Genomic DNA, 23,681 nt, shown 5'->3' on the forward strand with positions numbered 1-23,681 from the left:
AGAAATGTCCACCTTCCCCGATGCCTCCGGAGCCGGTTCGGTCGATGACCCGAACCTCGACTTCGCGGGCACGACGCCGTACGAGGACTACGTACAGGCGGACGTTCTCACCCACCTCCAGCACCTGCGCTCCGACGATCCGGGCGAGATGGTCTTCCTGGTCACCACCCAGGTCATGGAGCTGTGGTTCACCGTCATCGTCCACGAGTGGGAGACCGCGAGCCGCGCGCTGCGCGAGGACCGCGTCCCCGTGGCGATGGACGCGCTCAAGCGGTCCGTGCGCGAGCTGGAGGCCCTGAACCACTCCTGGCGGCCGCTCGCCCAGCTCACCCCCGCGCAGTTCAACGCCTATCGCGGCGCCCTCGGCGAGGGATCCGGCTTCCAGTCGGCGATGTACCGGCGGATGGAGTTCCTGCTCGGCGAGAAGTCCGCGTCGATGCTGGTGCCGCACCGCGGCGCGCCCCGCGTCCACGCGGAGCTGGAGAAGGCGCTCCAGGAGCCGAGCCTGTACGACGAGGTGCTGCGGTTCCTCGCCCGGCGCGGGCTGCCCGTGCCGGCCGCCGTGCTCGGCCGGGATCTGGCGAAGCGGTACGAACCCTCGCCCGAGATCGAGGAGATCTGGGCCGGGATCTACGCCGAGCCCGACCAGAACGGCGAACTCGTGCGCCTGGGCGAGGCGTTGAGCGACGTCGCCGAGCTGGTCTGGCGCTGGCGCAACGACCACCTGGTCGCCACCCGGCGGGCCATGGGCTCCAAGACGGGCACCGGCGGTTCGGCGGGCGTCGCCTGGCTGGAGAAGCGGGCGCAGAAGAACGTGTTCCCCGAGCTGTGGACGGCGCGCAGCCATGTCTGAGACCTCCAAGACCTCCAAGACCTCTCAGGCCTCTGAGACCTCTGAGACCTCTGAGACCTTGCGCGAGAAGGCGCTGCGCCTGGACGCGGCGGACGAACTGGGCAAGCTGCGCGAGAAGTTCGCGCTCGACGAGGTGACCTACCTCGACGGGAACTCGCTCGGCGCCCTGCCCGCCCACGTCCCCGCCCGGATGGCCGACGTCATCACCCGTGAGTGGGGCGAGCTGCGCATCCGCTCCTGGGACGAGAGCGGCTGGTGGACCGCGCCCGAGCGGATCGGCGACCGGATAGCCCCGCTCGTCGGCGCCGCCCCGGGTCAGGTCGTGGTCTCCGACTCGACCAGCGTGAACGTCTTCAAGGCCGTCGTCGGCGCCGTCCGCCTGGCCGGGGACGACCGGGACGAGATCCTCGTCGACGCGACGACCTTTCCCACGGACGGGTACATCGCCGAGTCCGCGGCCCGGATGACCGGCCGCCGCATCGTGCCGGTCGCCCCCGCCGACATGGCGTCGGCCGCCGGCCCCCGCACGGCCGCCGCGCTGGTCAACCATGTCGACTACCGCACCGGCCGGCTGCACGACCTGCCCGGCATCACGGCCGCCCTCCACGCGGCGGGCGCGCTCGCCGTCTGGGACCTGTGCCACAGCGCGGGCGCGCTGCCGGTCGGCCTGGACGCGCACGGCGTCGACCTCGCGGTCGGCTGCACCTACAAGTACCTGAACGGCGGCCCCGGTTCGCCCGCGTACCTGTACGTCGCCGAGCGCCATCAGGCGGCCTTCGACTCCCCGCTGCCCGGCTGGAACTCGCACACCGACCCCTTCGGGATGACCCCCGGGTACGAGGCGGCGGCGGGCGCGCTCCGCGGCCGCGTCGGCACCCCGGACATCCTCTCGCTGCTGGCGCTCGAATCGGCGCTGGACGTGTGGGACGGGGTGGACGTCGAGGCCGTGCGGGCCAAGTCCCTGGCGCTGACGGACTTCTTCCTGGAGTGCGTACGGGAGTACGCTCCGGCCGGCCGGGTCGAGTCCCTCACGCCGGGCGCGCACGCCGAGCGCGGCAGCCAGGTCGCCCTGCGCTGCGCGGAGGCGCCCGCCGTCATGGCCGAGTCGATCCGGCGCGGAGTGGTGGGCGACCTGCGCCGGCCCGACGTGCTGCGGTTCGGCTTCACCCCGCTGTACGTCGGCTTCGCCGACACCGAGCGCGCCGCGCGGGTGCTGGCGGAGGTCCTGGCCGAGGTTCCCGCTCAGGTTCCCGCTCGGGTTCCCGCCGGCTGAGGCCGCGCGGTCCGATGATCGCTTGATCTGTGGGGGCGTCAGTGCTGATACGGTCCCCGCAGGTCAGGCCAATTCGGCCCCGTCCCCAGGAGGTTGGAACAGCATGCCGGACCCCGCCGCGCGCGACGCCGCCGAAGAAGCATCGGCCTTCTCGCACCCGGCCGTCGCCCCGGACGCGTCCGCCGCGTACGGAGAACACCCCGACCAGGTCGTCGACTTCTACGCCCCCCGCGACGGCCGGCAGCCGGCCCCGCTCGTCGTCGCGCTGCACGGCGGCGCGTGGCGGGCACCCTACGACCGTCGGCATCTCACCCCTTTCGTGGACTTTCTCGCCCGCCGCGGGTTCGCCGTCGCCAACGTCGAGTACCGGCGCGGTGGTTCGATCCCCCGGCAGGGCGCGACAGGACCGGTCGCCGGGCGGTGGCCCGAGACCTTCGACGACGTGGCCGCGGCGCTGGACGCCGTACCCCGCCTCGTCGCCGAGCATCTGCCGCAGGCCGACCCGCGCCGGACCGTGCTCACCGGCCACTCCGCGGGCGGTCACCTCGCCCTGTGGGCCGCCGCCCGTCATGTCCTGTCCCCCGACGCGCCCTGGCGCCTGTCCGCCGCGCCCGCGCTGCGCGGGGTGGTCGCGCTGGCGCCGATCGCCCACTTCGACCGGGCCGTCGAGCTCGGGGTGTGCGGCGGGGCGGTCACCGAACTCCTCGGCGGTGAGGGCGAGTTCGACGTGCGGGCCCGGCATGCCGACCCCGCCCTGCTGCTGCCCACCGGAATCGCGACCGTGGTCGTCCAGGGCCGGGACGACATCGTCGTCCCGCAGGCCGTCGCCGAGGCGTACGTGGAGGCGGCGGCGAAGGCGGGCGAGACGGTGGGCCTCACGCTCCTGCCGGACGTCGGCCACTTCCCACTGATCGATCCGGCGGCGGACGCCTGCGCGGTGGTGGCGGAGGAGATCGCCCAGCTCGCGTTCTGAAGGCGTGCCGCGGAGCCCGGCATGATCGGCAAGACATCCCCCTAGGTCGTGTCCGGAAAGTCTCGCCTGGTGCGCGACGCCCTGCACGCACGCTCGCCGCGTTGTCGTCGGTCGCCATGGCTCCGCCATTGTCTCCCTCCTCCGCCTTGCGATCGCACGCACCGGACGCCGCGCACCCCGCCCTCCGGGCGGACGGCGATACTTTCCGGACACTCCCTAGGGCCACGGAGGGGCGGTGGGACCCCGCGTAGTACTTGGGACGGACGCGGGAGGATCCCTATTCATGGGGACGACCGCGGCCGCCCGCCCCCGTACCGTTGCCGATGTGACAGACACCCGTGAAACGAGCCGCAGCCCCGAGTTCCGCCTGGCCCAGGGCGCGCTCGGCGGGCTGCGCGAGGACCTCTTCCACGACGCGTTCGCCTACCGGCCGCTGGGGCCGATGCGGGTCGACGGCCGGGTGACCCGGCGCTTCCCGGAGCGGATACGCCGCAACGCCCGCTGGACCCCGCACGCGATCGTGGGGGCGTTCGCGCTCTTCCTCTTCGCGGTCGGGTCGGACAGCGGTTCCGGCAGCGGCCTGTTCATCCTCGCGTTCGCGGGCCTGCCGGCCCTGGCCGTGCTGCTGACCCTGGTCCGCCCGGTCCTCGCCTTCTGGGCGTCGCTGGCGATGACCCCCTTCATCACCGCCCTCGGCTCGTACGGCGACGGCTGGCCGTGGGGCCCGACCTCCGGCACCGCCCATGTGGTGATCATGACGGTGGTGGCCGCCCGGACCCGGCCCCGTACCGCCGGCTGGATGTGGCTGGTCACCGCCGTCTACGCCTTCTTCGCCACCGGTCTCCTCGGCCGGGGATCCGGCCCGGACGCCTTCGCGGTCCTCTTCCCCTCCGCGCTCGCGCTGCTCGTCGTGACCGTCCTCCAGGTCCGCCGCGAGGCCGAGCAGACGGTGACCGCCCAGCAGACCGTGACCGCCGAGGAGCGCTCCAAGCGCACCCTGCTCGAAGAGCGGACCACCATCGCCCGCGAGCTGCACGACGTCGTCGCCCACCACATGTCGGTGGTCGCCATCCAGGCGGAGGCCGCCCCCTACCGGGTGGAGAACCCGCCGCCGGAGCTGGAGCAGGCGTTCGTCACCATCCGCGAGAACGCGGTGGCGGCCCTCACCGAGCTGCGGCGCGTCCTCGGCGTCGTACGGGCGGAGGACTACGAGGCCCCCGACGCCCCGCAGCCCACCCTCGCCGACCTGGACGGGCTCGTCGCCAACGTCCGCGAGGCCGGCCTCGACGTCGAGAAGACGGTGACCGGCGCGGTACGGGAGCTGCCGCAGGGCGTCGAGCTCTCGGCGTACCGGATCGTCCAGGAGGCGCTGAGCAACGTGCTGCGGCACGCGCCGGGCGCCGGGGCGAAGGTCGAGGTCAGCTACGTCCTCGGTGGCCTGGGCCTGCGGATCGTCAACGGCCCGGCGCGCGGCCTGGCAAAAACCTCGCCGGGTGCCGGGCACGGCATCACCGGCATGCGGGAGCGGGTGACCATGCTGAGCGGCGAGATGACGGCCGAGCCGGCCGAGGACGGCGGCTACGAGGTGACGGCGTTCATCCCGGTGGCGCGCGAGGGGGCCGAGCAGTGATCCGCGTGCTGATCGTCGACGACCAGATGATGGTCCGCGAGGGCTTCTCGGTCCTCCTCGGCGCCATGCCCGACATCGAGGTCGTCGGCGAGGCGGTCAACGGACGCGAGGCGGTCGCGCAGGTCGCGGCGCTCCGCCCGGACGTCGTCCTGATGGACATCCGGATGCCGGAACTGAACGGCATCGACGCGACCCGCGAGATCGTGGCCGCGGACGCCGACGCGAAGGTGCTGGTCCTGACCACCTTCGACCTCGACGAGTACGTCTACCAGGCGCTGCGCGCCGGGGCCTCGGGCTTCCTCCTGAAGGACGCCTCCGCGCGGCAGCTGGCGGAGGGGGTACGGGTGGTGGCGGCCGGCGAGGCGCTGCTGGCGCCGACCGTGACCAAGCGCCTGATCACCGAGTTCGCGAAGGCGGCGGAGGCGCCGCGGCCGCCCGCGCTGTCGCAGGTCGGGGAGTTGACGGAGCGGGAGACGGAGGTGCTCGTGCTGATCGCGCAGGGCCTGTCGAACGCGGAGATCGCGGACCATCTGGTGGTGGCCGAGTCGACGATCAAGACCCATGTGAGCCGGATCCTGGTGAAGCTGGGGCTCCGGGACCGGACGCAGGCGGCGGTCTTCGCGTACGAGGCGCGACTGGTCCAGGTCGGCGGGTAGGGGGTGCCTTGTGGATCTTGCCGGGCTGATCCACAAGACACCGCCTCGCAGCGGCTTCCCCTCCCGTGGGCGCCCCGGCGCGGGTAGCGTCCGGGCATGGACGTTCCCTTCGCCCCCTGGTCCCCGGAGTTCGTCGCCGATCCGTACCCCGCCTACGCCGAGCTGCGGGCGACGGGCCGCGCCCACTGGTACGCGCCGACCCGGCAGTGGCTGATCCCGCACTACGCGGACGTCTCCGCGCTGCTGCGGGACCGGCGCCTGGGCCGTACGTACACCCATCGCTTCACGCACGAGGAGTTCGGCCGTGCGGCGCCGCCCGCCGCGCACGAGCCGTTCCACACCCTCAACGACCACGGTCTGCTCGATCTGGAGGCCGGGGATCACACGCGGATCCGGCGGCTGGTGTCGAAGGCGTTCACGCCCAGGACGGTGGAGAACCTGGCGCCGACGGTGGGGCGGCTCGCCGGGGAGCTCGTGGGCGGGCTCGTCGCCCGGGGCGGCGGGGACCTGCTCGCGGAGGTGGCCGAACCGCTGCCGGTCGCCGTGATCGCCGAGATGCTGGGGATCCCCGAGGAGGACGAGGAGCGGGGCAGGCTGCGGCCCTGGTCGGCCGACATCTGCGGGATGTTCGAGCTGAACCCCTCGGAGGAGACGGCCCGGCGGGCGGTGCGGGCCTCGATCGAGTTCTCGGACTATCTGCGGGAGCTGATCGAGCGGCGGCGGAAGGACCCCGGCGACGATCTGATCTCCGGGCTCATCGGTGTGGAGGAGCTCACCGAGCAGGAGATGATCTCCACGTGCGTGCTGCTGCTGAACGCGGGGCACGAGGCGACGGTGAACACGACGGTCAACGGCTGGTGGACGCTGCTCCGGGAGGGCGTCCGTCCGGAACCCGAAAAGTTGTCCACAGCTGTGGAAGAACTTCTGCGGTACGACACTCCGCTGCAGATGTTCGAGCGCTGGGTCCTGGACGACATCGAGATCGGCGACCAGGTGATCCCCCGCGGCTCGGAGGTCGCCCTCCTCTTCGGCTCGGCCAACCGCGACCCCGCCCGCTTCGGCCCGACGGCGGACGTCCTGGACCTCTCCCGCGCCGACAACCCGCACATCACCTTCGGCGCGGGCATCCACTACTGCCTGGGCGCCCCACTGGCCCGGATCGAACTCACCGCGATCTTCGGCGAGCTGCTGCGCCAGGCCCCGGGCATGCGGCTCGCGGCGGAGCCGCGGTGGAAGCCGGGGTACGTGATCCGCGGCTTCCACGAGCTGCTCGTGGAGGTCTGACGGCCGGCACCGTCACCCCCTGGGAGCTGTCGTCAAATGTCGCGCCCACATCAGCGAGGGTGACGGCTGCATCGTAGGACTGGGCGGTCTTGTCGAAGGGGGGTGGCGATGCCGCGTCACGGAGGGGCTGAGGAAGGGTCGGGTACCCGGATTCGGTCGGGTCCCTCTTGCCTTTCCCGTGGGCCTTGAGGCCCTTTACGATCTTCGACATGTCGAACCCGTCGCTCGTACCCGTCCTGCGTGGCTCCCGCGGAACCCTGCTCCAGCTCACCGGTGACGCGCTGACATGGCGTCGGGACGCCGAGGAGGTGACCATCCCCCTCCAGGCGGTCGCGCGAGTCCACCGGGAGGGGCGCTCCGTCACGGTCGAGCTCCTCGCCCCGGCCGGAACCGCGCCCGCCGTGCACCGCGTCGACGGCGTGAGCCAGGCCGCCGCGGCGCTGTTCGTCCCGGCTGTCACCGCGGCCCTGCCCGAGCGCACCGAGGAGGACGGGACGGTCGACGGCTCGACACTGGTGTCCGCGTACACAGAGCCTGAGCCCGAACCCCATCGGCTCAGGAACCCGGCGATCGCCGTCGGCGTCCTGTCGGTCACCTCCGCCCTGGTCGCCTGGATCCTGGGTGACCTGCCGAGCGCGATCGTGACTCTGGTGGGCGCTCCCATCGGCCTCGGGATCACGGCGGTCGGTGTCTACTTCCTGTACCTCGTGTTCTTGGAGTGGTACTTGCCCCGGTCCGGCATCACCGTCGAGGCGAAGTTGGTCGCGGAGTACCTCAGCAACGCGACCTACGCCTACACGGAGCTGGACGGCACGACGCGGGACATCCATGACAGGAAGGTCGAGGGGGATCCCTACGTCGCCTATGCCGCAGCCCGTCCGGACAGAAGGACGCTGTGCTACTCGCCACTCAAGATCGCCGGGCACATGGTCTCCGCCTTGCTGGTCCTTCTCGTCGGTCTCGGCGTGGTGGCCTTCGTCGTCTTCCTGGTCATGATCTTGAACCTGCCCTAGTCGTCGCTCGGCAGCTCCCTCGGCAGCGTCAGCCCCCACGCGTCCGCGCGCACCGTCCACGTCCGTCTGCGCACCGGCCCCGCGACGACCGCGTCGGCCCGGTAGCGGAAGTCCGGGCCCGACACCGTGAGGGTGCGGGCGTCCGTGTGGAAGGGCGGTGCGGACGGCGGGTGGACCGTGACTTCCGCCACACCGCCGAGGGACCGGACGCTCACGCCCTCCACGGGCGCGTTCACATCGCTGAGCAGGACGCCGTCCGCCTCCACCCGCAGCCGGTGCGTGCGGATCGCGAGGTGGGCGGGGTCCGGGCGGACCAGGGTGCGGACGAGGGAGCGGCAGGTGTTCCAGACCGACGGCCCGGTGACGGTCGTCGTCGGGCCCGGCACGGCGGGGATGCGCAGATCGCCGAGGACGACCCCGTCGCTGTCGTCGACCAGCAGGTCCAGTCGGCGTACGACTCCGTCGAGGACCGCCCGGGCGGCCGCCACCGTGGTCCGCGGCACGCCGAGGCTGTGGGCCACCTGGAGGGATCCCGGCGCGCCGATCGGAACGAGGGAGAGCGGGCCCCGGGCGAGCTCACGCTCCCGGTGCAGGACGGTCACCGTACGTAGCAGCGCGCGGTCGTCGCCGACCACGACGAGGCGGCGGGAGCCCCGCCGCGCAAGGGCCCGGGAGAATTCTTCCGGGGTGTCCGGGAGACAGATCTTCGCTTCCGCTCCCGCACACAACACATCTTTCGCGATCCGTACGGACTCGCCGTCACTTCGGCGGGCGACCGGGTCGATGACCACCAGCAGCTGGTCGTGAGCCGACACCTCGGTCCTTCCTCGGGTAGCATCTTTGTGCAAGAGCCCCTTGCGCTATTGCGCCAGGGGCTTCGTCTATTCCGGGGCACACCGGTGAGGCGGCGGACGCCCGCTGACCTTGACATGCCCCGCCCGGAAGGGGTGTACGCCTGTGCCCGCACTTGTGCTGCTCGGTGCTCAGTGGGGTGACGAGGGCAAGGGAAAGGCCACCGACCTCCTCGGTGGATCCGTTGACTATGTAGTGCGTTACCAGGGCGGCAACAACGCCGGCCACACCGTCGTCGTAGGCGACCAGAAGTACGCGCTCCATCTTCTCCCTTCCGGAATCCTCTCCCCGGGGTGCACCCCGGTGATCGGAAACGGTGTCGTCGTCGACCCGGCGGTCCTGCTCTCCGAGCTGAGCGGGCTGAACGAGCGCGGCGTCGACACGTCCAAGCTCCTCATCAGCGGTAACGCGCATCTCATCACGCCGTACAACGTCACCCTCGACAAGGTGACGGAACGGTTCCTTGGGAAGCGCAAGATCGGTACCACCGGCCGGGGCATCGGCCCGACCTACGCGGACAAGATCAACCGCGTCGGCATCCGGGTCCAGGACCTGTACGACGAGTCGATCCTCAACCAGAAGGTCGAGGCGGCGCTCGAGGGGAAGAACCAGCTCCTCGCCAAGCTCTACAACCGCCGTGCGATCGACGCCGCCCAGATCGTCGAGGAGATGCTCCAGTACGCGGAGCAGATCAAGCCGTTCGTCGCCGACACCACGCTGATCCTCAACCAGGCGCTCGACGACGACAAGGTCGTGCTCTTCGAGGGCGGCCAGGGCACCCTGCTCGACGTCGACCACGGCACGTACCCCTTCGTCACCTCCTCGAACCCGACCGCGGGCGGCGCCTGCACCGGCGCCGGCGTGGGCCCGACGAAGATCAGCCGGGTCATCGGCATCCTCAAGGCGTACACGACCCGTGTCGGCGCCGGCCCGTTCCCGACGGAGCTGTTCGACGAGGACGGCGAGGCGCTGCGCCGCATCGGCGGCGAGCGCGGTGTCACCACCGGCCGTGACCGTCGCTGCGGCTGGTTCGACGCGGTCATCGCCCGGTACGCGACCCGCGTGAACGGCCTGACCGACTTCTTCCTCACCAAGCTCGACGTGCTGACGGGCTGGGAGCAGATCCCGGTCTGCGTCGCGTACGAGATCGACGGCAAGCGCGTCGAGGAGCTGCCGTACTCGCAGACCGACTTCCACCACGCGAAGCCGGTCTACGAGATGCTGCCGGGCTGGACCGAGGACATCTCCAAGGCCCAGACCTTCGCCGACCTGCCGAAGAACGCGCAGGCGTACGTGAAGGCGCTGGAGGAGATGTCGGGCGCCCCGATCTCCGCGATCGGCGTCGGCCCGGGCCGCACCGAGACGATCGAGATCAACTCGTTCCTCTGACAGGTGACCATGGAAGCCGGTGAGGAGACCTCACCGGCTTCCGTGCACCGCTACGGTTCCTCCGAGGCTACGGAAGGGGGAGGCGATGGCTGCGAGGAAGCCTCCGACGGAGCGGCAGCGACGGTTGGGCGCGGAGCTGCGGAAGATGCGTGAGCATGTGGGCCTGTCGCTCACCGAGGCCGCCGAGATGCACCGCGTGGACAAGACCACGATGAGCAACACCGAGTCGGCACGTTTCGGCGTCAGCCCCGACAGGGTGCGTGTATGGGCCGCGAACTACTCGTGCCCGGACACCGCGTACATCGACGCCCTCGCTGACATGGCCAGGGAGCGCGGCTCGAACTGGTGGGACGAATACCGGGGCGTACTCACCGCAGGCGTTCTCGATCTCGCCGAGTTGGAGCACCACGCAGTGGCCTTCCGCTCCGTGCAGCTCACGCACATGCCGGGCCTTCTGCAGCATGAGGACTACGCACGCTCCGTCTTCGCGGAAGCCGTGCCGTCGCTGTCGTCCGAGGATCTGGAACGCAAGGTCGCCTTCCGCCTCCGGCGCAGCTGCGTTCTCGACCGGCCGGACCCGCCGGCCTGCACGTTCATCATCCACGAGGCCGCGTTGCGCATGCGATTCGGAGGCGATGGGGTGACGAAGGCTCAACTGGACCACCTGCTGGAACAGTCGGAGCGGGCCCACGTCACGATTCGTGTCATGCCGTTCGCCGGCGGCGGGTTCCCGAGCGCGGGCAGTTCCACCCTCTACGTCTACGGGCCCGTCGGACAGCTGGACACGGTGCAGTCGGACACCCCGCTCGGTTCGAGGTTCCTTCACGCCGAGACGCATCTGGCCAACTACCGCGTGGTCCTCGACCGCATGGAGGAGCGATCCCTCGGCCCGGACCGCTCGCGGGACTTCATCCGCGAGATAGCTCAGCAACTCTGAAGGCGTGAGAAGAGTGGACATTCATTGGCGCAAGTCCTCGTTCTCGGAGGACTCCGACGGGAACTGCCTCGAACTCGCCACACACGGGGGCGACATCCTCGTGCGGGAGAGTGACGACCCCGAAGTGGTCGTCAGGACGTCGCCGCAGAAGCTGCGTGCGTTCCTGGCCGGGGTGAAGGCGGGCGAGTTCGACGACCTGGTGTGATTCGCGCGTTTGTTCCCGGCAGGCAACTGGCATATGCGGAATGCTCGTTGATTGTCCATAAACGTTGATGAGACACGTCGGGTGGCGTTACGGTTCAACTCCACGGTGTGACCGTCGCGTCACGTCGTGGAACGACAGTGCCCCGGCGGTGTTAGCGGCACCCCGGGGCATGGCCAACGCTTCGAAGGAGCGTCAGCATGAACCACGGTATCTGGTCCGCCCTGTGGCGAACCCTCACCCGACTCCTCACCCCGCCTGCCCCTGCGGCTGCCGCCCCCGCGCCGCCGCCCCGTACCGCCACCGGCCGGTATCTGTTCATCCGCCGTACCGCGCCCCTCCACGCACCAGCGCCGCACCGCGCGGAGGCGCCCGTTCTCGACCCCGGCGGCCCCCTCGTACGGCCGTACCTTCTCGCCCAGGAGCAGCGGGACCGCCGGATCGCCTTCGCTCTGGCGCTCGACGGGATCGACGTCGGACCCTGGGTCATCCACGGGCGACTCGTCGGGACCGGCGTCGGCGTCGGCGTCGGGGGGACGGTCTGATGGGCGCGCCCACCTCCGGGCTCCGGATCAGCCGGGTCCCCAGCAAGCCCGTACTCCGCGAGGCCGACGGCAGCCTCTCCATCCCGCTCTGGCTGCTGCGCGACGGGCAGTTCGACACCGACCTCGCCCTCCGGCTCACCGCCGGCGAGGCCGAGATGCTGCACGCGCAGCTCTGTTTCGCTCTGGACGGCGAGCCGGTGACCACACCCCGCGCCCAGACCCCGGACTGCCGCAAGGCCGCTCTGGGACCCACGGGCGTGCGAAGGCGGTAGGGCAGAAGCCCGCCCCCCCCCGCGCGAGTCCCGGGCCCCGCCACTCAACGGCGGGACCCGGGCACCGCACCAGCCCCGCCGCTCGGCGCGCCGCCCATACACTCCATCACGGACATCGCCTCACCACGACGGAGACCGGCATGCCTGACCAGCACCTCACTTTCCACATCCTCTACACACCCGACGAGGGCGGCTACAACGCCTTGGAGCCGGTGACGGGCACGACGAGCTGGGGCAAGGACCTGGCCGAGGCGAAGACGATGATCGCCGAGGCTCTTGAGCTTTATCTCGGTGAACTGTCGTCCGAGGAGACCGCGGAGATCGCCGCCCGCCAAGCTGACGCATGGTCCGGCGATGTCGACGTGACGGTGAGCGCCGCCGCCTGATGCCACCCTGGCGCGGAAGCGTCGTATGCGTCGTGCCGCACCGAAATCCCGTTCCACGCGGAACTCTGACGAACGTACTGCGCCAGGCCGGGGTCACCGCAGAGCAACTCATCGACGCCATGTGACCGTCAGCGGAACAGGCCGGCCCGACTAGACGTGCCTGGCTCCCCGCTCTTCCCTACTGGTCCAGCTTGGTGTCCCGGCCCACCTTCTCCCAGGCCGCCAGGTCGCCCCGCACCTGCTCCAGGTGGGCGTAAATCGTGTCGATCGAGTCGTCGCCGAGGGCCAGACGCAGCGGGGTCTCCTCCGCGTCGAGGGCGGCGAGGACCGCCTTCGCCGCCTTCGCCGGGTCGCCGGCCTGTGTGCCGCCGCCGGTCTCCACGTAGCGGCGGGTCGCGCCCACCGTGTCCGCGTAGTCGGCGATCCCGTCCCCGCTCAGGCTGTGGTTGCCGAACAGGTTCGTACGGAAGGCGCCCGGCTCCACGATCAGGACGTCGATGCCCAGCGGGCGCACCTCGGCGGCGAGCGCCTCCGACATCCCCTCCAGGGCGAACTTGGTGGCGCTGTAGGCACCGAAGCCGGCCATCGACATCTGCCCGCCCACGCTGCTGAGCTGGACGATCGCCCCCGAGCGGCGCGCCCGCATGTGGGGCAGGACCGCGCGGGTCAGCGCCGCCGGGCCGAAGACGTGCACGTCGAAGAGGGAGCGGAGCTCGGCGTCGCCGGTCTCCTCGACGGAACCGACGTGGGTGCGGCCCGCGTTGTTGACCAGGACGTCGATACGGCCGTGCCGCTCGGCGACATCCCGTACCACCGCGTCGATCGCGGCCGTGTCGGTGACGTCGAGCGCCACCGCGTCGACCTGGTCGGGGTGGGCGGCGACCAGGTCGTCCAGGGACGCGACCCGGCGGGCGGTGGCGACGACGACGTCGCCCGCGCCGACCGCGGCCTCGACGAAGGCGCGCCCGAAGCCGCTGTTCGCGCCGGTGATCAGCCAGACCTTGCTCATGTCCGTGACTCCCTCGTCCGCTCTTTCTTGTCCTTCAACAAGACTGCAGCGCAAGGGCGTTGCTCGTCCAAGATCCGTCGTGATAACCCATGGCTATGGATGTGCACGTACGGGATCTGCGGTACTTCGTCGCCGTCGCCGAGGAGCTCCACTTCACCCGGGCGGCCGAGCGGCTCTTCCTCTCGCAGCCGGCCCTGAGCAAGCAGATCAGGGCCCTGGAGCGGCAGCTCGGCGCGGTGCTCTTCGACCGCGACCGGCAGGGAGTGCGGCTGACCACGGTGGGCAGCGCGCTGCTGCCCCACGCCCGGGCGGTGATCGCCGCGGGTGAGGAGGCCTGGGCGGCGGTCCGCGGCGCCAGGGAGGCCGCGAGCAGCACGCTCGTCGTGGGGATGAGTACGAGCCCCGGGCGGGGCGGGCTGCTGCCCGCGATCCGCTCCCGCTTCACCGAGGCCCACCCCGAGGCCCGGCTGAAGCTGCGGCAGGTCGGCTGGGAGGACCCGACGGCGGGTCTCGCCGACGGGACGAGCGATGTCGCCTTCGTCTGGCTGCCGTTGGCCGGAGCCGAGCGGTACCGCTGGGTGGTGGTCGCCACCGAACCGCGGCTGGTCGCGCTGCCCGAGACACACCCCCTGGCCGGCCGCGAGAGCGTCGACTTCGCCGAGCTGCTCGACGAGCCGTTCCTCGCCCTGCCGGCGGCCAGCCCCGAACTGCGCGACGACTGGCTCGCTCTCGACGCCCGCGACGGGCGTCCGCCGGTGGTGGGCGCCGAGATAGCCAGTACGGACGAGACGTACGAAGCCCTCGTCGGCGGTCTCGGCATCTGCCTGGTGGCCGAGGGGAACGCGCCGCTGCTGACCCGGGGCGGGGTCGTCACCCGGCCCGTCCACGGGGTGCCACCCAGCCGGTTCGCGCTCGCCTGGCGCGCGGAGGACACCCGCGCGCTGGTCCGCGACTACGCGAAGGCGGCGGCCGAAAACCCACTCCTGAGCGTCCGTCAATTGCCTTGTGGTGACAGTGCGACAGGTGCTTAATGGCCCTTCATGATCTGACAAGGCTTCACCTCCGGGGGAGATATGGACGAGACGCAGACAGGGACACCGCCATCGCCACCGCCGCCACCACCGTCGTACTCGCCGCCGCCGTACGCCCCGCCCGCTCCGGCGGCCGCGGCGGCCGCGTCGGCCGGGTACACGGGCGGTGTCGACGTGCGGGTCAGCAAGCGGCTGCTCTGGGTCGGCGGGGCCTGCTACCCGCTGCGGAACATCGCCCGCGTCTACACCTTCACGCTGCATCCGCGGCGCAAGGACGCCGTCGTCCGCTGCCTCAAGAGGTTCGCGTTCGCGCTCCTCACCGCGATCGGTCTCAGCCTGATCGCCGCGATCTCGCGCCTCGACTCCGACGGCGAGGGGTACCTGGACCTGATCTGGTTCTTCACCGTCGCGTTCCTGCTCTACGCGGTCGGGGACATGATCTCCGTCCTGGCCGCGAAGTCCCACTTCGTCCTCGCCGTCGAGACCTCCGGACCCTCGACCGCGCTCGTCACCGCCCAGAACCCCGCTCACCTGCACGAACTCGTCCGCTCCCTCGCGGACGCGATCGAGAACCCGGCCAGCGAGTTCACCATGCACGTGCAGACGCTGGCCATCAACCCGAGCAACTACTACTTCGGCGACAACGTCAACATGTACGGCGGCAACGGCAACACCGGGGTGAGCAACTCATGAGCGGCGACCACTACTACGGGCCCACCGTCAACATGTACGGCGGCCAGGGCAACCAGGGCATCGTCAACTACGGGACGACGTCCTCCCCGAACCTCGACGCGGCCGTCACGGAGCTGCTCCGGCAGCTTCAGGAGCTGCGCGCCCAGGTGTCGCCGGTCGCCGCCCAGTCCATCGACGAGGTGCTCCCGGCCCTCGCCCCCGCCGCCGACGTACCGCCGCGCGAACGGCATCGCGCCCTCATGGCCGTCGCGGGCATCGCGGCGACGGCCGGCGCGATCGGACAGCCCGTCCTCGACTCGGTCCGCGCCCTCCTCGAACTGCTCGGCGCCTAGGGACGCTCCCTGGGGACGTCCCCAGGCCCCCCAGGCCCCCCAGGCCCCCCCGGGGCTCTCAGCGGCGGTGGTACTCCCCCGGCTCCCCGTCGAGCATGGGGAAGACCAGCAGCCGCTCCTTGCCCTCCGAGCGGACGATCGTCAGGTAGCCGGAGTTGCCGGTCTGACTGCAGTCAGGGTCGGAGGAGTCCGGGTCGGGGGTCGTGGGGCCGATGACCAGGGGGGTGCCGGAGCCGGCCAGCATGGCCGTCCAGGTGCAGCTGACCGCGTCACCGGTGAGGTTGCCCTCCTCGTCCTGGCGGGGATAGACCTGCACGCTGCGGTAGACGGGGGCGCCGATGGGGCCCTGGGTGATGGTCACCTCGTCGGTGTAGCGGTCGGCGTTCTCGCCGTAGACCAGCGGGTCGTTCTTCATCTTCCAGGTGCCGACGAACGCGGCGGGGACGATGTCCGTACCCGTGCGTGCCTTGCGGAAGGTGGCCTTCGCCGCGCCCGACGACCACTCCAGGACGTCGGGCGAGCGCAGGGTAAGTGTCTGGTGGGCGGCCGGCGTGCAGCGCTGGGCGGGGACGCTCGTGGTCACGTCGGACTCGCCGAGGACCACCTTGTCCTCGTCGGCCGAGACGAGGCGGGAGCGCCCCATGCAGAGCCGCTCGTCGCTGACCTGGACGTAGACGGCGGTCTTCGCTCCCGCCGCGCCCTGGCCGATCTCGATCCGGGCGGTCTCCCGGGGGTGGTCGGCCGATCCGCGCTGCACGCCCTCCCAGGCCCCGAGGAAGGCGGCGGGGACGATCCCGGCCGGGCGGGCCGACACGTCGCCGGTCTGGCCGCGGGCGCGGTTCTTCTGCTCGTCGGCGCCCTTGGCGGGGTCGGGCCAGAAGACGTACGTCAGGGAGGCGGCCGCGGCCACGACGAGCGCGGTGGCGGCCGCGATCAGCCCGGTGCGGCGCCGCCGGTGCGGCTTCGGCGCCGTGGCCGGTACGGGCGTGGGGTCGCCGCCCGCGGTGCCGGTGCCGGTGCCGGTCCTGGTGCCGGTCCTGGTCCCGGTCCCGCTTTCTCCCGCCGCCGCCTCCGCCTCCAGGAGCTGGGCCGCGTGGCGGCCGAGGCGGGCCAGGACCTCCGCCGGCAGCCACGGGTCGGGGACCGTGATCGTCTCGGCGAGTTCGGCGGCCGACGGCCGGCGGGCCGGGTCCTTGACGAGGCAGGCCCGCACCAGGCCGCTGAGTTCGGGGGCGAGGCCCGTCAGGTCGGGCTCGTCGTGGGCGATGCGGAACATCGTGGCGTGGACGCCGCTGTCCGCCGTACCGAACGGGGAGCGGCCGGTCGCCGCGTACACGAGCACCGAACCGAGGCAGAAGATGTCCGAGGCCGGCGTCAGCTTCTCGCCCCGCACCTGCTCCGGGGACATGAAGCCGGGCGAACCGACCACCGCGCCGGTGCTGGTCAGCCCGCCGTCGGTGATCGTGTCGACGGCGCGGGCGATGCCGAAGTCGATGATCCGGGGGCCGTCGACGGTGAGCAGGACGTTGGAGGGCTTGAGGTCGCGGTGGACGAGCCCGGCGGCGTGCACATGGGTCAGCGCCTTGGCGAGTCCGGCCGCCAGCGCCCGCACGGTCGTGGTGGGCAGCGGCCCGAACTCGTCGCCCACCACGGAGCGAAGCGAAGGCCCCGGGACGTAGCCGATGGCCACCCAGGGCGCCGGCGCCGCCGTGTCGGAACCGAGCACCGGGGCCGTGCCCGTGCCGCCGACCCGCTCCAGGGCGGCGACCTCACGGGCGAACCGGCGCCGGAACTCGTCCTGCGCCGCCAGCTCCGTGTGCACGACCTTCACCGCGACCGTGCGGCCGCCCGACGAACGCGCCAGGAAGACCCGGCCCATTCCGCCGACGCCGAGTCGGCCGAGCAGGCGGAACGGGCCGATGCTGACCGGGTCTTCCGCGTTCAATGGCTCCACGACGAAAGAGGATGCCAGACGCCCCCGCCGGGTCTCACCCTTGTCCCCCGCCGGTTCGCACCCTCGCCCCCGCCGGTTCTCACCCCTGTACCCGGCTGCACCCGGCCCGTTCTCAGCCTTCACCACAGATCCGCAGTCCCTTGGGCGTCGCGCACGGCAGGTGCCCGTGGGTGCGGATGACGTCCTGGCCGCTGCCCCGGCTCAGATAGGTGAGGAAACTGGAGGTCAGCGAGTCGGCGGGCGGCTGCCCCCAGGTGTACGCGTACTCGATCTCCCGGTACGGATACGTCGACTCGCCGATCTCGTCCACGCTCGGCACGCGGCCGTCGACGGCGATCCGGTGCAGGCCCTTCAGCCCCGTGCCGGCGCGCAGTTCGGTGTAGCCGATGGCCCCGGGCAGCCGGGCCACCGTCGCGAGCACCTGCTCCGTGCTGCCGAGCTCGCAGCGCACCACCGGCGCCGCCGGGTCGTCCTTGGTCTCGCAGTCCAGGGAGGAGTTCGCCGGCTCGTTGCGGTCCAGGACCCGGCGCTGGAACACCTCCCGCGTACCGGAGTTGGCGTCCCTGCTGACCAGCAGCACCGGCCGGTCGGGGCCGCCCGGGATCTCCTTCCAGTTGGTGATGTCGCCGCGGTAGAGGCGACGGATCTCGTCGAGGGTGAGGCTGGTGAGCGGTATCTCGTCGTTGACGACGAGGGCGAAGAGGGAGACGGCGACCATGGACTCCCGCAGCTGCGGGAAGCCGCCGGGCTTGCGCCCGTCGGAGAGCGCGATCATCGCCGGGGAGCCCTTGCCGCTCGCCGCCCCGACCGCCGCCAACTCCCGTATGCCGGCCGTCGAGCCGTGCGCGTCGACCACGACGGTGGCGCCGTCGCAGTCCTTCTCGTACTTCTTCGCCAGCTCCCGCACCACCGGGGCGAAGGCGGTCGACCCGGTGACGGTGAGGGTGCCCCGGGCGCAGCCGATGGGCGGTGGGGGCTCGGTGCGGACGATGATCGTGGCGAGGGTGATCACACAGGCGGTGAGAGCCAGGACGATGTTGCGGGCCGCCGGGCTGAAGGTGGGGGTCCGGTCGTCGACGCTCCTGCTGTGGTTGCGGTGGATGTCGGTTTCCTTGAGCGTGCCGGTGAGTTCGATCTCGTCGGGGGCCACGGGCCCGGAGAGCAGGACGAGCAGCTTGAAGTACTGCTTGCGGTTCAGTGACACCTTGGGCATCAGGACGGCGTTGCCCTCCTTGCGCAGCCCGGGCTCCGCCTCCAGGTTGCGCTTCACCCGGCCGAAGGCGCGGGGGATGGTGGCGACGACGGCCTGCACGGTCTTGTCGTCGAAGGTGACCCGCAGCCCCTCGAAGTCGTCGGACCGTTCGTAGTCCCCGTGGTAGATGTCGCGGAGCCCGTCGTTCTCGATGCGGAGCAGGACGAGGCTGGAACCGCCGGTGCTGCCGACCTCGCCGTCCCGTACGGTCAGGTCGCCGACGGTCTCGGGCCCGTCCCTGAGCGGGGTGTTGAGCTGTACGCGGTAGCCGAGCCGCCTGCCCCGCTGCATGAAGCGTTCGTAGGCGACGACACCGGCCGACACGAGGACACCGATGAGCGCGGTGACCACGGCGATGACGTTCTCTGCGGTTATCCACTCCATGCCCGCGACGGTACGGACGCCTGTGCGAGCCGGGGGGTGGTGTCGCGCGCCGCCACCTGGAGTTCTTCGTTCGTTCAGGTGGCCGGACAGCGGTTGCCGGGGGTGGGGAGCGTGGGTGTAATGGCGACCAGGGGGCCCCGTCGGAGAGGAACCCCATGCGTGTCGTCGAAGTGACCGCCTACGGCGGCCCTGAGGTCCTGAGGATGGCCCGCCGGCCCGAGCCCGAGCCCGGCGAGATTCCCGGCCGGGTACGGGTGCGTCTGAAGGCGGCCTCCGTGAACCAGGAGGACCTGAAGATCCGCTCCGGCGCGCGGGCCGCCATCCTCGGCACCCTCACTCCGCCGTTCGTCCTCGGCTCCGACTTCGCGGGCACCCTCCTCGACCCGGTGCCCGGGCTGCCGGCGGGAACGCGTGTGGCCGGGTTCGTGCCCTGGATGGAGACGGGCGGCCAGGGCACCTATGCCGAGATCATCCTGGTCGAGCCGGAGTGGCTCGCCCCGATCCCGGACGACGTGGACTTCATCGCGGCGGCGTCGCTGCCGCTGTCCGCCGTGACGGCCCGGCAGGCGATCGACCAGCTGGGGCTCCCTTCGGGGTCGACCGTGCTCATCACCGGCGCGAGTGGTGTGGTGGGGCGGTTCGCGGTGCAGCACGCGGTGGCGGACGGCCTGCGGGTGATCGCCCTCGGCCTCCCGGGAGACGAGTACGAACTCGGTGTGCTCGGCGCCGCGCACGTCCTGCCCGTGCCCCGGGGCGCGCCGCCGGCCGAGATCACGGGCGCGCTCACGAACCTCCCGGAACGCGTGGACGGCATCTTCGACGCGGCGCTGCTCGGCGCCCCGCTGCTGTCGGCGCTGAAGGACGACGGTGTCTTCGTCTCGGCCTCGCAGGAGCGGATGCCCGCCGCCGAGCGGGGCATCTCGGTCTCGGCGGTACGGGGCAGGCCGGACCAGGCGCGGTTGAAGGAGATGCTGGAGCAGGTGGCGGCCAAGAAGCTGATGACCCGGGTGGCGGACGTCATGCCGCTGGAGGAGGCGGCGGAGGCCCACCGCCGGGTGGAGGCGGGCCACCGCCCGGGCCGCCTGGTCCTGCTCGTCTGAGCGAAGGGGGAGGCGCCCCTATCTGGCCGAAGGGGGAGGCGTCCCTATCCGGGCGAAGGGGGAGGCGTCTGGCTCGCGCTGATCGCCTCCATCGCCGCCGACAGGCGTTCCAGGGCCCGTGCGGTCTTCTCGAACGCCTCCAGGCCGCCCAGTTCGCGCGTCAGCCGCGCCGCCAGCTCGGCGTGGCCCGGGTCGATGCGGGCGATCGCCGCGCGGCCCTCGGGGGTGGGCGTGAGGAGCTTGGCGCGGCGGTGGGCGGGGTTGGGTTCGTACGCGGCGAGGCCCTGGGTCACCAGGAGGTCCGCGATCCGCTGGACGCTCTGGCGGGTGATGCCCATGGCCCGGGCGATCCCGGCGACGGGCAGCGGCTCGCGCAGGACGGCGCCCAGGACCTGCCACCAGGCGGCGGTCAGGCCGGCCGGGCGGGCCAGTTCCTCCGAGACCGCGAGGAACTGGCCGTTGAGGCGGAAGACGCCGAGGGCCGTACGGGACAGGGCGTCCTGCTCCTCGCGGCTCACGACTCCTCGTCCGAGGTCGCCGCGTCCTCCGAGGCCGTCGCGTCCTCCGCGTTGAGCTCCTCGAACGCCGCCGGGTCCGAGTCGTGGAAGAGGCGGTACCAGGCGTCGAGCTTCGAGCCCTCGAAGGCGCCCATCCGGCCGAGGATCTCGCGGGCGAAGGCGACCGGCTCCGTGGGACCCGCCGTGATGAGGTCGCCCACACCGTCGCCGGTGTCCGTGACCGCGTCCGTGTCGACGTAGTGGTCGGCGCCCTTGTAGCCGGTGGCGGCCAGGTAGAACGAGACGGCGCTCGTGTGCGAGCGGTCGTCGAGCAGGCCCTCGCGGGCGAGACCGGCGGTGGCGCCGCAGATGGCGGCGACGGGCGTGCCGGCGTCGAGGAAGCGGCGGGCCGCGGCCGCGAACGGCGCGAGGTCGTCGCTCGTGTCCCAGAGATCGGCGCCCGGCAGGATGAGCAGCTCGCTGTCCTCCGGGCGCAGCTCGGAGAGGGCCAGGTCGGGGGTGATGCGCAGTCCCCCGATGGAGGTGACGGGGTCGGTGGACGGGCCCACGGTCTTCACCGTGAATTCGGACCTGGCCAGCCAGGCCGTGGCGTGGCCGGTCTCCCAGTCGGCGAGGGTGTCGTAGACGGCGAGATGGACGGTGCGGGACATGGTGGGCTCCTGCGGTTGTCGGTGCCTGGTGGTGCCTGTCGATGTCTGTCGGTGCCGTGCGCCTATGACAGAAGGCTGTCATGTCGACAGTGCGCTGTCAATGCTCCGGCATCCCTCATACGCCCGCAATCGAGTCCCACCAAGGTGTCGCGTCCCTCCCGGTCTCGGTGGACAAGATGGTCATGGCCGCTCCGACCTGCGCATCCTTACCCTGGCCGCATGACCCCTCATGTCGAACCCGACCCCCAGGCCGGCGCGGCCGTGAAGGCCGCCGACCGTGCGCACGTGTTCCACTCCTGGTCCGCCCAGGGCCTGATCGACCCGCTCGCCGTCGCCGGCGCCGAGGGTTCGTACTTCTGGGACTACGACGGCAACCGCTACCTCGACTTCACCAGCGGCCTCGTCTACACCAACATCGGCTACCAGCACCCCAGGGTCGTCGCCGCCATCCAGGAGCAGGCCGCGAAGCTCACCACCTTCGCGCCCGCCTTCGCCATCGACGTACGCTCCGAGGCCGCACGCCTCATCGCCGAGCGCACCCCCGGCGACCTGGACAAGATCTTCTTCACCAACGGCGGCGCCGAGGCCGTCGAGAACGCCGTCCGGATGGCCCGTCTGCACACGGGCCGCCAGAAGGTGCTCTCCGCCTACCGCTCGTACCACGGCGGCACCTCCACCGCGATCAACCTCACCGGCGACCCGCGCCGCTGGGCCTCCGACACCGGCTCCGCCGGCGTCGTGCGCTTCTGGGCGCCCTTCCTCTACCGCTCGCCGTTCTACTCCGAGAACGAGCGGCAGGAGTGCGAGCGCGCCCTCGCGCACCTGGAGGACACCATCGCCTTCGAGGGTCCGGCGACCATCGCCGCGATCATCCTGGAGACCGTCCCCGGCACCGCCGGGATCATGACCCCGCCGCCCGGCTACCTCGCCGGCGTCCGCGAGATCTGCGACAGGTACGGGATCGTCTTCGTCCTCGACGAGGTCATGGCCGGCTTCGGCCGGACCGGCGCGTGGTTCGCCGCCGTGCACTTCGACGTCGTGCCCGACCTGATGACCTTCGCCAAGGGCGTGAACTCGGGCTACGTACCGCTCGGCGGAGTCGCGATCAGCGCCGAGATCGCCGCCACCTTCGACAAGCGGCCCTACCCGGGCGGGCTCACCTACTCCGGTCACCCGCTGGCCTGCGCCGCCGCCGTCGCCACCATCCAGGTCATGGAGGACGAGAAGGTCGTCGAGCACGCCGCCCACATCGGCGAGACCGTCCTCGGTCCCGGCCTGCGTGAGCTGGCCGAGCGGCACCCCTCGGTCGGCGAGGTGCGCGGCCTGGGCGTGTTCTGGGCGCTCGACCTCGTCAAGAACAAGGAGACGCGCGAGCCTCTCGTGCCGTACAACGCGACCGGTGAGGCCAACGCCCCCATGGCGGCCTTCGGCGCGGCGGCCAAGAAGCACGGCCTGTGGCCCTTCATCAACATGAACCGCACCCACGCCGTCCCCGCCTGCAACGTCTCCGAGGCCGAGGTCAAGGAGGGCCTCGCCGCCCTGGACGCGGCGCTGAGCGTGGCCGACGAGCACACCGCGTAGACATACGTACGCGGGGGTTTCCCTCCGTCTGGTCTAGGGTGTCCCGGAACCGGACGGAGGGGGCCGACCATCATGCCCGCGAGCGGAGCTGTCACCCGCAACACCCTGCGGCGGCAGATCGCGGACGCGCTGCGTGACGAGGTCCTCGCGGGGCGTTTGCAGCCGGGGGAGGAATTCACCGTCAAGCAGATCGCCGAGCAGTACGGCGTGTCCGCGACGCCGGTGCGCGAAGCCCTCGTCGACCTCTCCGCGCAGGGGCTGCTCGACTCCGACCAGCACCGCGGATTCCGGGTGCACCAGTTCTCGGTCGACGACTACCGCGGGATGGTCGAGGCCCGCATGCTCGTCGTCGACGGCATCTTCCGCCGCCATGTACGCCCCGCCCCCGCCCCCTTCCCTGCCTCTGCCGCTGCCTCGGGCTCCGCCCCCGAGCCGGACGTGACGCGCGGGGTCGCGTTCCTCTCGGTACGGCGCCGGGGCGAGGCGGCGGTACGGGCGGCCCGCGCCGGTGACCTGGACATCCTCATCGGGTACGACATCCGCTACTGGCGCGAGCTGGCCCGGCTGGTCTCCGCCAACGACTACATCGCCGACTTCCTGCACCGGCTCCGCGTCCAGGCGTGGGTCTTCTCCGTGCCGTACCTGCGCTCCGACCGTGACCTGCTCGGCTGGCTGTGGAGCGGACACGTGGACCTCGTCGACGCGCTGACGCTCGGCGACGCGGAGGCGGCGATCGCGGTCGTACGGGCGTACAACAGGCAGTCGCTGGAGTGGGCGGACCGGCTGGAGCGGCTCGCGACGTGAGCCGGCGGTGGACCCCGTCCGGCGACGCGGCGGGTTGACGCGGGGCGCCGGCGGGCAGGTCACCAGCGGGTGTGCGACGCGGACCGCGCCGACTACCCTGGCCGTCCC

At 71.6% G+C, this 23,681-nt stretch carries 25 protein-coding genes; 19 read left to right on the plus strand and 6 right to left on the minus strand.

Features of this window, described 5'->3' with window-relative positions; genetic code table 11:
• Positions 1 to 4: 4 nt before the first annotated feature.
• The 7 genes from ACF06X_RS30085 (at position 5) to ACF06X_RS30115 (ending at position 7,682) form a co-directional block, all read left to right on the plus strand.
• Positions 5 to 853 (plus strand): tryptophan 2,3-dioxygenase, encoded by an 849-nt coding sequence (locus ACF06X_RS30085; RefSeq protein WP_189599676.1) that lies wholly within the window; start codon positions 5 to 7, stop codon positions 851 to 853.
• Positions 846 to 2,126 carry a kynureninase gene (gene kynU, locus ACF06X_RS30090; RefSeq protein WP_392290457.1) on the plus strand — a complete coding sequence of 427 codons (1,281 nt, stop codon included), beginning with the start codon at positions 846 to 848 and terminating at the stop codon, positions 2,124 to 2,126. Before ACF06X_RS30085 ends, kynU begins: the two co-directional genes overlap by 8 nt.
• Before the next feature lie 103 nt (positions 2,127 to 2,229).
• Positions 2,230 to 3,099, plus strand: a complete 870-nt coding sequence (locus ACF06X_RS30095; protein WP_392290458.1) for an alpha/beta hydrolase — start codon at positions 2,230 to 2,232, stop codon at positions 3,097 to 3,099.
• 283 nt (positions 3,100 to 3,382) lie between these two features.
• Positions 3,383 to 4,729: a sensor histidine kinase gene (locus ACF06X_RS30100; protein ID WP_392290459.1), complete on the plus strand. Its 1,347-nt coding sequence runs from the start codon at positions 3,383 to 3,385 to the stop codon at positions 4,727 to 4,729.
• Entirely contained in the window at positions 4,726 to 5,385 is a 660-nt protein-coding gene (locus tag ACF06X_RS30105; RefSeq protein ID WP_392290460.1) for a response regulator, read from the plus strand. The genes ACF06X_RS30100 and ACF06X_RS30105 overlap by 4 nt, the downstream gene beginning before the upstream one ends.
• Positions 5,386 to 5,481: 96 nt before the next feature.
• Positions 5,482 to 6,669, plus strand: coding sequence for a cytochrome P450 (locus ACF06X_RS30110; RefSeq protein ID WP_392290461.1), 1,188 nt, complete (start codon positions 5,482 to 5,484; stop codon positions 6,667 to 6,669).
• Between the two features lie 209 nt (positions 6,670 to 6,878).
• Positions 6,879 to 7,682: a hypothetical protein gene (locus ACF06X_RS30115; RefSeq protein ID WP_392290462.1), complete on the plus strand. Its 804-nt coding sequence runs from the start codon at positions 6,879 to 6,881 to the stop codon at positions 7,680 to 7,682.
• Here the strand turns inward: ACF06X_RS30115 and ACF06X_RS30120 are convergent.
• Positions 7,679 to 8,497, minus strand: coding sequence for a diacylglycerol kinase (locus tag ACF06X_RS30120; RefSeq protein ID WP_392290463.1), 819 nt, complete (start codon positions 8,495 to 8,497; stop codon positions 7,679 to 7,681). The genes ACF06X_RS30115 and ACF06X_RS30120 overlap by 4 nt on opposite strands.
• Before the next feature lie 142 nt (positions 8,498 to 8,639).
• Here ACF06X_RS30120 and ACF06X_RS30125 point away from each other — a divergent pair, with 142 nt between their 5' ends.
• The 6 genes from ACF06X_RS30125 (at position 8,640) to ACF06X_RS30150 (ending at position 12,265) form a co-directional block, all read left to right on the plus strand.
• A complete protein-coding gene (locus tag ACF06X_RS30125) occupies positions 8,640 to 9,923 on the plus strand; it encodes an adenylosuccinate synthase (protein WP_392290464.1) in 1,284 nt (427 codons plus the stop codon).
• Between the two features lie 85 nt (positions 9,924 to 10,008).
• Positions 10,009 to 10,860, plus strand: a complete 852-nt coding sequence (locus ACF06X_RS30130) for a Scr1 family TA system antitoxin-like transcriptional regulator (RefSeq protein WP_392290465.1) — start codon at positions 10,009 to 10,011, stop codon at positions 10,858 to 10,860.
• 13 nt (positions 10,861 to 10,873) lie between these two features.
• The gene (locus ACF06X_RS30135; RefSeq protein WP_392290466.1) at positions 10,874 to 11,065 is read left to right on the plus strand and encodes a DUF397 domain-containing protein; all 192 of its coding nucleotides are present in this window, start codon (positions 10,874 to 10,876) and stop codon (positions 11,063 to 11,065) included.
• Positions 11,066 to 11,262: 197 nt separating this feature from the next.
• Positions 11,263 to 11,607: a hypothetical protein gene (locus tag ACF06X_RS30140; RefSeq protein ID WP_392290467.1), complete on the plus strand. Its 345-nt coding sequence runs from the start codon at positions 11,263 to 11,265 to the stop codon at positions 11,605 to 11,607.
• Positions 11,607 to 11,879 (plus strand): hypothetical protein, encoded by a 273-nt coding sequence (locus tag ACF06X_RS30145; RefSeq protein WP_392290468.1) that lies wholly within the window; start codon positions 11,607 to 11,609, stop codon positions 11,877 to 11,879. Before ACF06X_RS30140 ends, ACF06X_RS30145 begins: the two co-directional genes overlap by 1 nt.
• 140 nt (positions 11,880 to 12,019) lie before the next feature.
• A complete protein-coding gene (locus ACF06X_RS30150) occupies positions 12,020 to 12,265 on the plus strand; it encodes a type II toxin-antitoxin system HicB family antitoxin (protein WP_392290469.1) in 246 nt (81 codons plus the stop codon).
• 178 nt (positions 12,266 to 12,443) lie between these two features.
• Here the strand turns inward: ACF06X_RS30150 and ACF06X_RS30155 are convergent, their stop codons facing one another.
• Positions 12,444 to 13,274 (minus strand): oxidoreductase, encoded by an 831-nt coding sequence (locus tag ACF06X_RS30155; protein ID WP_392290470.1) that lies wholly within the window; start codon positions 13,272 to 13,274, stop codon positions 12,444 to 12,446.
• An 89-nt stretch (positions 13,275 to 13,363) separates the two neighbouring features.
• On the opposite strand from ACF06X_RS30155, the gene ACF06X_RS30160 reads away from it, so the two are divergent.
• From ACF06X_RS30160 to ACF06X_RS30170, 3 genes are read left to right on the plus strand one after another with little or no spacing between them, the layout of a single operon-like run.
• Positions 13,364 to 14,305 carry a LysR family transcriptional regulator gene (locus ACF06X_RS30160; RefSeq protein ID WP_392290471.1) on the plus strand — a complete coding sequence of 314 codons (942 nt, stop codon included), beginning with the start codon at positions 13,364 to 13,366 and terminating at the stop codon, positions 14,303 to 14,305.
• 42 nt (positions 14,306 to 14,347) lie between these two features.
• Positions 14,348 to 14,998, plus strand: a complete 651-nt coding sequence (locus ACF06X_RS30165; RefSeq protein ID WP_392290472.1) for a DUF6232 family protein — start codon at positions 14,348 to 14,350, stop codon at positions 14,996 to 14,998.
• Positions 14,995 to 15,330 carry a hypothetical protein gene (locus tag ACF06X_RS30170; RefSeq protein WP_392290473.1) on the plus strand — a complete coding sequence of 112 codons (336 nt, stop codon included), beginning with the start codon at positions 14,995 to 14,997 and terminating at the stop codon, positions 15,328 to 15,330. Before ACF06X_RS30165 ends, ACF06X_RS30170 begins: the two co-directional genes overlap by 4 nt.
• Positions 15,331 to 15,388: 58 nt before the next feature.
• On the opposite strand, the gene ACF06X_RS30175 is transcribed toward ACF06X_RS30170, so the two are convergent.
• Positions 15,389 to 17,284, minus strand: coding sequence for a serine/threonine-protein kinase (locus ACF06X_RS30175; RefSeq protein WP_392290474.1), 1,896 nt, complete (start codon positions 17,282 to 17,284; stop codon positions 15,389 to 15,391).
• Positions 17,285 to 17,396: 112 nt separating this feature from the next.
• Positions 17,397 to 18,920: a substrate-binding domain-containing protein gene (locus ACF06X_RS30180; RefSeq protein WP_392290475.1), complete on the minus strand. Its 1,524-nt coding sequence runs from the start codon at positions 18,918 to 18,920 to the stop codon at positions 17,397 to 17,399.
• A 155-nt stretch (positions 18,921 to 19,075) separates the two neighbouring features.
• On the opposite strand from ACF06X_RS30180, the gene ACF06X_RS30185 reads away from it, so the two are divergent.
• The gene (locus ACF06X_RS30185; RefSeq protein WP_392290476.1) at positions 19,076 to 20,020 is read left to right on the plus strand and encodes an NADP-dependent oxidoreductase; all 945 of its coding nucleotides are present in this window, start codon (positions 19,076 to 19,078) and stop codon (positions 20,018 to 20,020) included.
• A gap of 44 nt (positions 20,021 to 20,064) precedes the next feature.
• On the opposite strand, the gene ACF06X_RS30190 is transcribed toward ACF06X_RS30185, so the two are convergent.
• The gene (locus ACF06X_RS30190) at positions 20,065 to 20,538 is read right to left on the minus strand and encodes a MarR family winged helix-turn-helix transcriptional regulator (protein ID WP_392290477.1); all 474 of its coding nucleotides are present in this window, start codon (positions 20,536 to 20,538) and stop codon (positions 20,065 to 20,067) included.
• On the minus strand, positions 20,535 to 21,188 hold the full coding sequence (locus ACF06X_RS30195) for a DJ-1/PfpI family protein (protein WP_392290478.1): 654 nt from the start codon (positions 21,186 to 21,188) through the stop codon (positions 20,535 to 20,537). The genes ACF06X_RS30190 and ACF06X_RS30195 overlap by 4 nt, the downstream gene beginning before the upstream one ends.
• Positions 21,189 to 21,407: 219 nt before the next feature.
• On the opposite strand from ACF06X_RS30195, the gene ACF06X_RS30200 reads away from it, so the two are divergent.
• Together ACF06X_RS30200 and ACF06X_RS30205 are read left to right on the plus strand one after the other, a co-directional pair.
• Positions 21,408 to 22,769 (plus strand): aspartate aminotransferase family protein, encoded by a 1,362-nt coding sequence (locus tag ACF06X_RS30200; protein ID WP_392290479.1) that lies wholly within the window; start codon positions 21,408 to 21,410, stop codon positions 22,767 to 22,769.
• Positions 22,770 to 22,841: 72 nt separating this feature from the next.
• Positions 22,842 to 23,573 (plus strand): GntR family transcriptional regulator, encoded by a 732-nt coding sequence (locus ACF06X_RS30205; RefSeq protein ID WP_392290480.1) that lies wholly within the window; start codon positions 22,842 to 22,844, stop codon positions 23,571 to 23,573.
• The last annotated feature ends 108 nt before the right edge of the window (positions 23,574 to 23,681 follow it).

The sequence above is a fragment of the Streptomyces sp. NPDC015346 genome (assembly GCF_043078785.1).
Taxonomy (GTDB): domain Bacteria; phylum Actinomycetota; class Actinomycetes; order Streptomycetales; family Streptomycetaceae; genus Streptomyces.

Coding starts and splice junctions, on each gene's coding strand:
- ACF06X_RS30140 (WP_392290467.1), top strand. CDS start 11,263: ATGAACCACGGTATCTGGTCCGCCCTGTGGCGAACCCTCACCCGACTC.
- ACF06X_RS30085 (WP_189599676.1), top strand. CDS start 5: ATGTCCACCTTCCCCGATGCCTCCGGAGCCGGTTCGGTCGATGACCCG.
- ACF06X_RS30150 (WP_392290469.1), top strand. CDS start 12,020: ATGCCTGACCAGCACCTCACTTTCCACATCCTCTACACACCCGACGAG.
- ACF06X_RS30200 (WP_392290479.1), top strand. CDS start 21,408: ATGACCCCTCATGTCGAACCCGACCCCCAGGCCGGCGCGGCCGTGAAG.
- ACF06X_RS30095 (WP_392290458.1), top strand. CDS start 2,230: ATGCCGGACCCCGCCGCGCGCGACGCCGCCGAAGAAGCATCGGCCTTC.
- ACF06X_RS30155 (WP_392290470.1), bottom strand. CDS start 13,274: ATGAGCAAGGTCTGGCTGATCACCGGCGCGAACAGCGGCTTCGGGCGC.
- ACF06X_RS30205 (WP_392290480.1), top strand. CDS start 22,842: ATGCCCGCGAGCGGAGCTGTCACCCGCAACACCCTGCGGCGGCAGATC.
- kynU (WP_392290457.1), top strand. CDS start 846: ATGTCTGAGACCTCCAAGACCTCCAAGACCTCTCAGGCCTCTGAGACC.
- ACF06X_RS30145 (WP_392290468.1), top strand. CDS start 11,607: ATGGGCGCGCCCACCTCCGGGCTCCGGATCAGCCGGGTCCCCAGCAAG.
- ACF06X_RS30165 (WP_392290472.1), top strand. CDS start 14,348: ATGGACGAGACGCAGACAGGGACACCGCCATCGCCACCGCCGCCACCA.
- ACF06X_RS30185 (WP_392290476.1), top strand. CDS start 19,076: ATGCGTGTCGTCGAAGTGACCGCCTACGGCGGCCCTGAGGTCCTGAGG.
- ACF06X_RS30100 (WP_392290459.1), top strand. CDS start 3,383: ATGGGGACGACCGCGGCCGCCCGCCCCCGTACCGTTGCCGATGTGACA.
- ACF06X_RS30130 (WP_392290465.1), top strand. CDS start 10,009: ATGGCTGCGAGGAAGCCTCCGACGGAGCGGCAGCGACGGTTGGGCGCG.
- ACF06X_RS30160 (WP_392290471.1), top strand. CDS start 13,364: ATGGCTATGGATGTGCACGTACGGGATCTGCGGTACTTCGTCGCCGTC.
- ACF06X_RS30170 (WP_392290473.1), top strand. CDS start 14,995: ATGAGCGGCGACCACTACTACGGGCCCACCGTCAACATGTACGGCGGC.
- ACF06X_RS30110 (WP_392290461.1), top strand. CDS start 5,482: ATGGACGTTCCCTTCGCCCCCTGGTCCCCGGAGTTCGTCGCCGATCCG.
- ACF06X_RS30180 (WP_392290475.1), bottom strand. CDS start 18,920: ATGGAGTGGATAACCGCAGAGAACGTCATCGCCGTGGTCACCGCGCTC.
- ACF06X_RS30115 (WP_392290462.1), top strand. CDS start 6,879: ATGTCGAACCCGTCGCTCGTACCCGTCCTGCGTGGCTCCCGCGGAACC.
- ACF06X_RS30195 (WP_392290478.1), bottom strand. CDS start 21,188: ATGTCCCGCACCGTCCATCTCGCCGTCTACGACACCCTCGCCGACTGG.